Annotated in this window: 7 protein-coding genes; 3 read left to right on the top strand and 4 right to left on the bottom strand. The window is 59.8% G+C overall.

All coding sequences use genetic code 11. The features are described from left to right. The 3 genes from QT222_RS14490 to QT222_RS14480 form a co-directional block, all read right to left on the bottom strand. Positions 1–106: hypothetical protein (locus tag QT222_RS14490; protein ID WP_491477574.1), on the bottom strand; the 106-nt coding region annotated here is incomplete at its 3' end. A gap of 462 nt (positions 107–568) precedes the next feature. Beyond that, positions 569–1,588: an ABC transporter permease gene (locus QT222_RS14485; protein ID WP_004056163.1), complete on the bottom strand. Its 1,020-nt coding sequence runs from the start codon at positions 1,586–1,588 to the stop codon at positions 569–571. A 9-nt stretch (positions 1,589–1,597) separates the two neighbouring features. After that, positions 1,598–3,292 carry an ABC transporter substrate-binding protein gene (locus QT222_RS14480; RefSeq protein ID WP_491477571.1) on the bottom strand — a complete coding sequence of 565 codons (1,695 nt, stop codon included), beginning with the start codon at positions 3,290–3,292 and terminating at the stop codon, positions 1,598–1,600. Positions 3,293–3,469: 177 nt separating this feature from the next. Between QT222_RS14480 and QT222_RS14475 the strand changes: the two genes are divergently transcribed. Further along, complete coding sequence (locus QT222_RS14475; RefSeq protein WP_491477570.1) at positions 3,470–5,524, top strand: hydantoinase/oxoprolinase family protein; 2,055 nt, start codon at positions 3,470–3,472, stop codon at positions 5,522–5,524. Beyond that, positions 5,521–7,302, top strand: coding sequence for a hydantoinase B/oxoprolinase family protein (locus QT222_RS14470; protein WP_491477569.1), 1,782 nt, complete (start codon positions 5,521–5,523; stop codon positions 7,300–7,302). Before QT222_RS14475 ends, QT222_RS14470 begins: the two co-directional genes overlap by 4 nt. A 293-nt stretch (positions 7,303–7,595) precedes the next feature. Here the strand turns inward: QT222_RS14470 and QT222_RS14465 are convergent, their stop codons facing one another. Continuing rightward, positions 7,596–9,167: an acyl CoA:acetate/3-ketoacid CoA transferase gene (locus QT222_RS14465; RefSeq protein WP_491477568.1), complete on the bottom strand. Its 1,572-nt coding sequence runs from the start codon at positions 9,165–9,167 to the stop codon at positions 7,596–7,598. A 228-nt stretch (positions 9,168–9,395) separates the two neighbouring features. On the opposite strand from QT222_RS14465, the gene QT222_RS14460 reads away from it, so the two are divergent. After that, positions 9,396–9,536: a hypothetical protein gene (locus QT222_RS14460; protein WP_491477567.1), complete on the top strand. Its 141-nt coding sequence runs from the start codon at positions 9,396–9,398 to the stop codon at positions 9,534–9,536. Positions 9,537–9,544 lie beyond the last annotated feature (8 nt).

Below are 9,544 nucleotides of genomic sequence, written 5' to 3'. Positions count from 1 at the left end.
TTGAACAGAAAGAGCAAAAGAAAAGGAAAGGAGGAAAAACGAGGGCAACAAAAGGGCAGAGAAGGAAGCAAGGGAGTAAGTAAAACCGGGAAAAAACGCGAAGCAAACCGGAAGGGAAAAAACAAACGGTGGGAAAGAAAAAAAAAGGTACAACACGCGCATCAGGAACATCCCGACGGCCCCGCCCACGTAGCCTCCAACGAGTCCCACGGTGACGCCAATCGAAACCGCCACTGCGAGCACGACGAGACCGATTTGCAAGGACAGTCGCGTCCCGAAGAGCACGCGACTGAAGATGTCACGGCCCGCCTGGTCGGTCCCGAACGGATGGGAGAGACTCGGCGACTCGAATCGCTGGTCGAAGTGTACCGCGGCCTCACCCTGATAGGCGGCGTCGTTCGGGTACGGCGCGACCCACGGGGCGAGGATGGCGAGGAAGATGAGTCCGAGGATAATCCCCAATCCCACGAGCGACATCGGATTCTGCCGGAACCGGTAGCGCAACCGGCCGAAGTCTTCGAATCGGTTCGACAATCGTTCTCCGAGTCCGGTTTCTGTCTCTGTCATGTTAGTTTCCCTCGTGCCAGACGCGCGGGTCGAAGAATCCGTAGAGAACGTCCACGACGAAGTTCACGAACAGGAACGCACCGCCGATAACGAGAGTCACGCCGACCATCGCGTTGATGTCTTTTTGCAGGATGGCCGTGACGCCGTAGGACGCCATACCCGGCCACGAAAAGACGATTTCGACGACGAACGCCGACCCGAGCAAGAACCCGTAGTCGAGTCCGATAATCGTCAGCGTCGACGCGAACGACTTCCGCAGCACGTACTTGTACGCGATTAGCTTGTTCGGGATTCCGTGCGTCTCCAACCCTTCGACGTAATCCTTGTCGTACTCCTCGATGAAACTCGACCGCGTCATGCGGGCGATGTCCGCCATCGGCGCGAGGCTGAGCGTAATCGCGGGGAGGAGCAGGTGCGCTGCCGCGCTCGTGAACGCATCGACGTTGAACGCGAGCGCGCTATCGACGAGCAGGAGTCCCGTCACCTCGATGGGCAACGGACTCACATCGCCCAGCCGACTCGTCGCCGGAAGCCACCCTAACCAGAAGGCGAAGACCAACTGGAGCAGAATGCCTGCCCAGAACGGTGGAAGCGAGACGTTGAAGAACGAAAATACTCGGCTCAGGTTGTCCTGCCAACCGTCCTTGTTCATCCCGGCAACCACGCCGAGTGGAACCCCAACGAGAACCGCGATGAGCATCCCGAGCGTCGTCAACTCGAACGTCGCGGGGAAGAACTCCACGAGGTCCGCCGCGACGTTCCGATTCGAGATGAGCGACTGGCCGAGGTCGCCTTGCACCAGCCCACTCAGATAATCGATGTACTGTATCCAGAGCGGGTCGTTCAGGCCCATCTGCTCGCGGAGTTGCTGGACGGCTTCGTCGCTCGCCCGAGGCCCGAGCGCCAGTCTCGCGGGTCGCCCGGGGATGACTCTCGCCAGCGTAAAGATGAGCATCGAGAGGGCGACGAACATCGGAACTGTCGACAGCCCCCGTTTTATCAGGTACTCCTTGTAGCCCATTGTCGCGCCTCAGCCCTCGTGGAGCCAGTGGAAGGTCTGGCGGTAGCCGGTGATTCCGTTGTCTTCGAACCCCTTTACGGAACCGGCGAGCGCGTTTCTCGTCGCCTGATTCATCACGAAGAGGGCGGGGGCCTCGTCGGCGATGACTCGCTGTGCCTCCTCGTAGAGCGGAATCCGCTTTTCCTTCGAGACGGTTCGCCGAGCCTTCGTCAGGAGTTCGTCCACGCGGTCGTTTTGGTACCACGAGGCGCTGGTCCACGACCCGTGGGAATCACTGTGCCACGCGGGGTAGAGGAACGTGTCCGGGTCAGCGTAGCTAAACGAGAGGTAAATTGCCAGCATGTCGGGCGTGGACTCTTTGCTGGTCACCATCTCGGTGATTTTCGACCAGGGTGCTTTCTCGATGCTCACGCTCGCGCCGAGCTTTTGGAGGTTCGACTGGAGGAGCAGTCCCATGTTCTTCTCGGTAGTCAGTCCGGTGACGTACGTGTACGTGAGGTCGATATCGCTGGCGGAGTACTCGGACTTCTCCAGTTCAGCTTTCGCTTTTTCGAGGTCGGTCTCATACGTTTCGAGGTCCTCCGTGTGGCTCCACATCGCCCCCGGAAGCGGTCCCTTCAGGTGTTCGGAATCACCGAACATCACATCGTTGAGCGCGGTTTCGTAGTCGAAGGCGTACGAAATCGCCTTTCGGACGTGCACGTCGTTCAGCGGTTCGCGCTGGGTGTGCATGTAGATGTAGAAGGGAGTGAACGTCGCCTTCGCACTCACTTTCACGCCGTCGGTTTGAGCCAGTTCGGTGTACGTGTCGAGGGGGAGCCACTGGTCGGACATCTCCGCACCCTGTTTGACCTTCCCGGCGACAGTGGCCGTCTCCTGAACCATATCGGCCGTCACACTCTCATAGCCGTTGTCGGGGAAGGTCCCCCACCAATCCTCGTTCCGTTCGATAACGACCTGCTGCTTCCGGTCGCGCTTGGCTAGCTTGTAGGCCCCGCTTCCGGCGTCGTTGTCTTCGAGCCATTCTGTCCCGTAGTCTCCGTTTGCGCCGAACTGTCCGTCGCTTTTCGTGTTCGCTTCGACCTGTGATTTGTTCAGGATGTAGAGGAATGGGAGCGTAAACGGGAACGGTGCGAAGATTTCGTTCGTGGTCATCTTCACCGTCTTCTCGTCGACGATTTCGACGTTTTCCGGTGAGAGGATACCCGACCACATCCACGAGACGCCCTGCTGCATGTCCATCATCCGCCGGACCGAATACTTCACGTCGGAAGCGGTCACGGGGTCACCGTTGTGGAACGTCGCGTCGTCGCGGAGTTCGAAAGTGTACGTCTTGTTGTCGTCGTCGACCGACCAGTTGGACGCAAGCCACGTCTGGATTTGTGGCGGCGTCTCGTTCGTGTAGTAGAGAAGTGGGTCGTAGACGTTGTGGAGCAGGATTGTCTCCAAGTTATCCGACCCCTTCATCGGGTCGAGTGAACTCGGGGTAATCGTGGTAACGTAGGTAAACTCGCCATCAGTCGACGATTCGTCACTACTTCCGGACTTATTGTCAGTTTGGCCCGCAGTCGTATCCGAACCGTGGGTCGTCGTTGCCGGTTCTTGATTTCCGGTACAACCGGCAAGGAGCGTCCCTGTACTCGCTAATGCACTGTATTTTAGCAGTGTGCGGCGGCACATGTGGCTCTTGTTACTCTCCGACATGATACCTAGCAGCATTCCACATATACTTAAATTTTTCTATAATTCAAACGATGCGGAGGCAACTACTCTTCTAATCGTTCACTATAATGTCTATCCTAGCCCGATTTGTACGATATAACGAACATATTGTTCAAACCTGCGAAAAGTATTTTACTGATCCGACGAAACGTCTCTTTCGTGAGTAGAGATAGCAAGACGCAACGGCTCGCAGTCGACATCGGTGGTACCTTCGTCGATGCGATTACGTTCGACCGCGAGACTCGGAGTATCGACCTCGAGAAGGCGGCGACGACATCCCAACAACCATCGAAAGGAGTGCTCAACTCAGTCGGGAAAGTCGGCGCTTCGCTCGAAGAGACCGAAGCCTTCGTCCACGGGACCACACTCGGACTCAACGCGGTCCTCGAACGAGACGGCGCAAAGACCGGTATCATCACGAACGAGGGATTCGAGGACGTGTACGAAATCGGCCGAACGAACCTCGAACGCGACGCGATGTACGACATCAACTATCAGAAACCTGCGTCCCTCGTCCCCCGTCGGCGACGGGTTGGTGTCCCCGGTCGGTTGAATGCTAGCGGGGCGGTCGTCGAAGAACGCGATCCCGACGCTGTCCGCGATGCCGCGGCGTACCTCGTCGACGAACAGGGGGTCGAGTCCATCGCAATCTGTTTCCTCCACTCGTACCAGAACGACCAACACGAACAGGCCGCAGCGCAAATCGTCCGCGAAACCCGGCCCGAGGTCAGTGTCTCCGTCTCAAGCGACATCAGCGGCGAATACCGCGAATACGAGCGGACGAGCACGGCCGTTCTCGACGGCTACATCAAACCGATTTTCGAGAACTACGTCGATACGCTCGATTCGAACCTCGGACAGAGCGGCTTCGACGGGTCGTTTTTCATCACTCGCTCCGGTGGTGGCACGCTTACCGCAGAAAGCGCGAAAACCGCACCAGTACACACGATTCTTTCCGGTCCCGCGGGGGGACTTATTGGCGCGTCCCACGTGGGCAACGTAACCGGTAGAGAGAACCTGATTACCGTGGATATGGGTGGGACGAGCCTCGACGCTGCAGTCATCGAGGACAGCTCTCCCGTGGTGAAGTACGATTCGTCGCTCGAACATCAACCGATGATGATTCCAGTCTTCGACATCCGGACAATCGGTGCCGGCGGCGGCTCTATCGCGTGGCTCGATGGTGAACTCCTCAAAGTCGGGCCGCAAAGTGCCGGCGCTGACCCCGGTCCCATCTGTTACGACAACGGCGGAACCGAACCGACCGTCACCGATGCCGCACTCGCCCTCGGCTTCCTCGACCCGAACGACTTCCTCGGCGGCGAGATGGAGACGGCGGAAGCCGCAGCACTCGACGGTATCGAATCGAAGTTGGCGGACCCGCTCGGGATGTCGGTCCACGAAGCGAGTAAGGGCGTTTTCGACGTTGCGCTCGCAAACACCGTCGGGGCGATTCGCGAAATCACGGTCGAAAAGGGACTCGACCCGCGGGACTTCTCGATGGTCGCCTACGGCGGTGCCGGACCGATGTTCGTCCCGCTTCTCGCGCGTGAAATCGGCGTCAACGAAGTGCTCGTCCCGCAGGCCCCCTCGGTCTTCTCCGCGTGGGGAATGCTGATGGCCGATGTCGTCTACGACTTCTCGCAGACGCATATCGCCGTCCTCGACGATATCGACCTCGAAACCCTCGAATCCGAGTTTTCCGAACTGGAAGACGAGGGTCGTGAAACGCTCGAAAGCGAAGGCATCGAAGAATCCAGACAGGAAATCGAGCGCGCGGTCGAGATGCGGTACTTCGGTCAGGAACACACGGTCGAAGTGAACGCGGACGGCGTCGAATCTATCGCCGAACTCGCCGAACGGTTCGAAGCGCAACACGAGACTCGATACGGCCACACCATGGACGACCCTGTACAGGCTGTCCACCTCCGCGTCCGCGCGGTGGGCGAAAACGACAAGCCGAGCCTCGACTCCGAGGACCCACGGACGGAGGGCGAACTCGAACCTGTCGGCAGCCGCAGCGCGTACTGTTTCGCCGAGAACGAATTCGTTGACTTCGACGTGTACCAACGCAGTGACCTGGCACCGGGCGACGAACTCGCCGGACCCACCGTCGTCACTGAACCGACCACCTCGCTCGTCTTCCACTCCGACCAGACTGCGACGGTCGACGAGTACGGACACATCACTATTACCACCGGAGGCGACCAATGAGCGCACAACACGATATCGACGCGGCGACCGTCGAGGTTATCCGGAACTACCTCACGTCGGCCGCGACCGAGATGCAACGAACGCTAATCAGAACCGCGTACAACACCATCATCTACGAGATTCTCGACTTCGGAATCTCGGTGTTCGACAAGGACCTCAACCTCATCGCCGACTCGCCGGGACTCGCGTTGTTCCTCGGTGCGAACGACTACGGCATCGAGAAAGCGGTCGAACACGTCGGCGAGGAGAACATGAATCCGGGGGACGTGCTCATCATGAACTATCCCTACTGGAGCGGAACGCACACCCTCGACGTGCTTCTTTTCGCGCCGGTCTTCCACGACGACGAACTCATCGGCTACACGACGTGCCGAGCGCACTGGCTCGACCTCGGGGCGAAAGACTCCGGCTACGTCCTCGACTCGACCGACGTGCATCAAGAGGGCGTGCTCTTCCCCGGCACGAAAGTGTACAAGGAGGGCGAACCGGACCCCGAAATCATGGACATCATCCGGTTTAACTCCCGGATGCCGGAGAAAGTCATGGGCGACCTCAACGCCCAGATTGCGGCCGTCAGAACCGGCGAGGAACGGTTGCAGGAACTCTACGAAAAGTACGGCGGTGAGACCGTCGAGGCGGCCATCGACAAAGTGCTCGAACACGGTGAAACCACCGCCCGCACTGCCGTCGAGGACCTCCCTGACGGAACGTGGTCGGCAACCGGCTACGCCGACGGCGTCAATCGCGAGGCTGGCGACCTGATTAAACTTCGAGCGGAAGTCACAATCGACGGCGACGAGTTTTCGGTCAACTTCGAGGGCTCTTCGGACCAAGTCGACGAACCGCTCAACATTCCGCCGGGGATGTCGGAGACCATCTGCAAACTCTGTTTCAAGACCGTCACGACGCCCGAAGAGGACTCGAACGGCGGGCAGTACGAACCACTGTCAATCGAGATTCCCGAAAACAACATCTTCAACGCCAGTTATCCGGCTCCGACGTTCACCGTCTGGACCGGTATCCTCGGCATCGACGTGGTCTACAAGGCGCTCGCGAAGGCGGTTCCGGACCGCGTTCCCGCCAGTACCGGCGGCGACCTCGCCGACATCATGCTCTACGGGCAGAACCCGGAGACGGGCAGGCCGTTCGTCGAAGCGAACAACGAGGGTGTCGGCTGGGGTGCCGGTGCGGCCCACGACGGCGCGAACGCGCTCATGCACATCAGCGAGACGATGGTCCGCAACATCCCGGTCGAAGTCTTCGAGAACAAAGCCCCCATCAGGTTCGACCAACTCTCGCTCCGCGAGGACTCCGGCGGGCCGGGCAAGCACCGCGGCGGCCTCGGTATCCGCCGCGACTTCCGTATTCTGGAACCCGTCGGCGCGCTCTCGATTATCCAGAAGACGCGCACCGACAACTGGGGGATGGACGGCGGCGACTCCGGCGCAAAGAACGTGGTCGTCCTCGACTCGGACGAAGACGACTTCGACGACCGCGTGCAGGTTCTCGTCGATAACGATGACCTGCACGATGGCGACGGCAAACACGTCGGGATGTTCCGCGGGGAGTTCGTTCCGGGCGAGGTCATCTCGAATCGGACCGCTGGCGGCGGCGGCTTCGGCGACCCGTTCGAGCGTGACCCGGAGGCCGTCAGACAGGACGTTATCGACGGCTACGTCTCCCGTGAGGCCGCCGAGGAACAGTACGGTGTCGTCGTGACCGAAGACGCGGAAATCGACTTCGAAGCGACCGAAGCGCGTCGTTCGTCCGGCGACTAGCGAGACACGAATCGACTATCGAACCACGCCCTGCCGACGCTGCGATATCGACCAAGGCTCTCCAGTGATCACCCACCAAGTTCCTCAGTAAATCCCGCCAAAGCCCCCGATACGCAACCACCGAGGGTTCCAACGGGACCGGCCTATGGTCCCCAACGAGGTATGCCCCAAACGACCTCCAAACTCCTTTCTGATTTCCGGCCCGAGCGCGTTTCAGATTCTCGGATACCCGGATTCGCTTTCCTGGATACTCGCTTCCGGCCTCGCTCTCGATTACCAGTCGAAGTTCACAATTACCGAACGTACTCGGTCAGGTCCATCGGTTCGTCGACGAACAACTGCTCATCCATCAGTTCGAGAGTCTCGGCAACCGCTGGCTCGAATGCTAACTGGTCGAGCACGTCAGCGTCGAGGTCGACGCCGGGTGCGACTTCGGTGAGAACGAGTCCGTCAGCATCGAGTTCGAAGACCGCACGTTCCGTCACGTACACCACTGGTTGTCCGATGCGAGTGGCGTAGTCGCCGCTGAAGGTGACCTGTTCGACCGACTCGCAGAACTTCTGTTTGTCTCCCTCGCGGTCGATTCGGAGTTCGCCACCGTCAACTGTCGTCTCCAACCCGCCGGTCGTGAGCGTCCCACAGAAGACCACTTTCTCGGCGTTCTGCGTGATGTTGATAAAGCCGCCGCAGCCGGGTAGTTGCGACCCGAATCGACTGACGTTGATATTGCCGTCGCCGTCGACCTGCGCCATCCCGAGGAAGCCAACGTCGAGGCCGCCGCCGTCGTAGAAGTCGAACTGTTGGGTGGACGAGACGAGTGCGTCGTGGTTCGTCGCCGTTCCGAAACTGATTCCGCCCGTCGGCGACCCGCCGACCGGCCCGGACTCGACGGTCTGGGTAATCTCGTCCGCGACGCTACCCGCTTCGGCGACGACCGGAACGAGTTCGGGAACACCGACGCCGATGTTGATGACCGAGTCGGGGACGAGTTCCATCGCGGCGCGACGAGCGATGACCGTTCGCGCCGATATCGGCGCGTCGTCGCCCGTATCGCCCGTCTCCTCGGTCAGAGGCGGGCGAACATCGCCAGCATACGCGGGATTGTAGGCCTCTGCGTAGGTTTGTTTGTGCTGGTCCTCGGGTGCGACGACGACGCTGTCGACGAGGACACTCGGAACGGCAACGTCTTTCGGGTGAAGCGTCCCCGATTGCGTCACGCGCTCGACCTGTGCGATGACCGTCCCGCCGGAGTTGTGCGCCGCCTGCGCGGTCGCCAACACGTTCGAGGTGAGCGCTTCCCGCTCCATCGAGAGGTTCCCGTTTTCGTCCGCGGTCGTCGCCCGGATGAAGGTCACGTCGACGGGAATTGATTCGTAGAAGAGACATTCGTCGCCGCCGAGTTCGACGGCGTGGACGAGGTCTTCGGTCGTCTCGTCGTTCGCCTTTCCGCCCTCGTTCCGCGGGTCGACGAACGTTTCGAGACCGACCGTCGAGATGGTCCCCGGTTTGCCTGCGCCCGTATCTCGCAACAGGTGGTCCATGACGCCGAATGGGAAGTTGTACGCCTCGACGTCGCCGTCGACGATTCGCTCCATCAGTTCCGGGACGAATCCCCAGTGGCTTCCGATGACGCGCTTCAACATTCCATCTTGGGCGAGATGCGACACCCCGTTACCGTCTCGGTCGCCCTCTGCGGCGGGATGGTAGAGCGTTAGATTGCCGGGGGTACCGGTTTCCACGTACCGGTCTGCGAGTCCGCTGAGCAAGTATTCGGGAATCCCAACCGCGACGAACCCGGCGACTGCGAGCGTGTCGCCTTCATCGACACGTGAAACGGCGTCGTCAACATCTTCGATGAGAACCATGTCCCATACTCGCTGCGAGCGGTATTTTTACTTGATTATTCGGGAAGGACTGGATCCGCTCGTCTAAAGAGAACAGCGAGAGTTCCACGGGTCACCTGACCCGTGGTCGTTTACCCCGCTCGGACAGATTATCGGGACCCACTGCCAGCCTCGTCTTCGACCCCGGTGTCATTGCGGTGACCTTCAAGATAATCCACAACCGAGCCTATCCCCGAGATTTCCTGATAGATGGGTACTGATTCGATCGGTATCGTCCGCGACCACGTCCTCGACACTTCGACGGCGACTCGAGTTCACGCCGGACTCGAATCTGAGTACATTCCGATGTATGTGTTACAGTTGATTCTTGATGTCGAATTGTTTGGATGACGTGGCAC

This window comes from Haloferax sp. s1 (genome assembly GCF_058382125.1).
The sequence above is the reverse complement of the archived record's forward strand: the minus strand, read 5'-3'. Positions and strand labels throughout refer to the sequence as shown.

Coding starts and splice junctions, on each gene's coding strand:
- QT222_RS14460 (WP_491477567.1), top strand. CDS start 9,396: ATGGGTACTGATTCGATCGGTATCGTCCGCGACCACGTCCTCGACACT.
- QT222_RS14485 (WP_004056163.1), bottom strand. CDS start 1,588: ATGGGCTACAAGGAGTACCTGATAAAACGGGGGCTGTCGACAGTTCCG.
- QT222_RS14480 (WP_491477571.1), bottom strand. CDS start 3,292: ATGTCGGAGAGTAACAAGAGCCACATGTGCCGCCGCACACTGCTAAAA.
- QT222_RS14470 (WP_491477569.1), top strand. CDS start 5,521: ATGAGCGCACAACACGATATCGACGCGGCGACCGTCGAGGTTATCCGG.
- QT222_RS14465 (WP_491477568.1), bottom strand. CDS start 9,167: ATGGTTCTCATCGAAGATGTTGACGACGCCGTTTCACGTGTCGATGAA.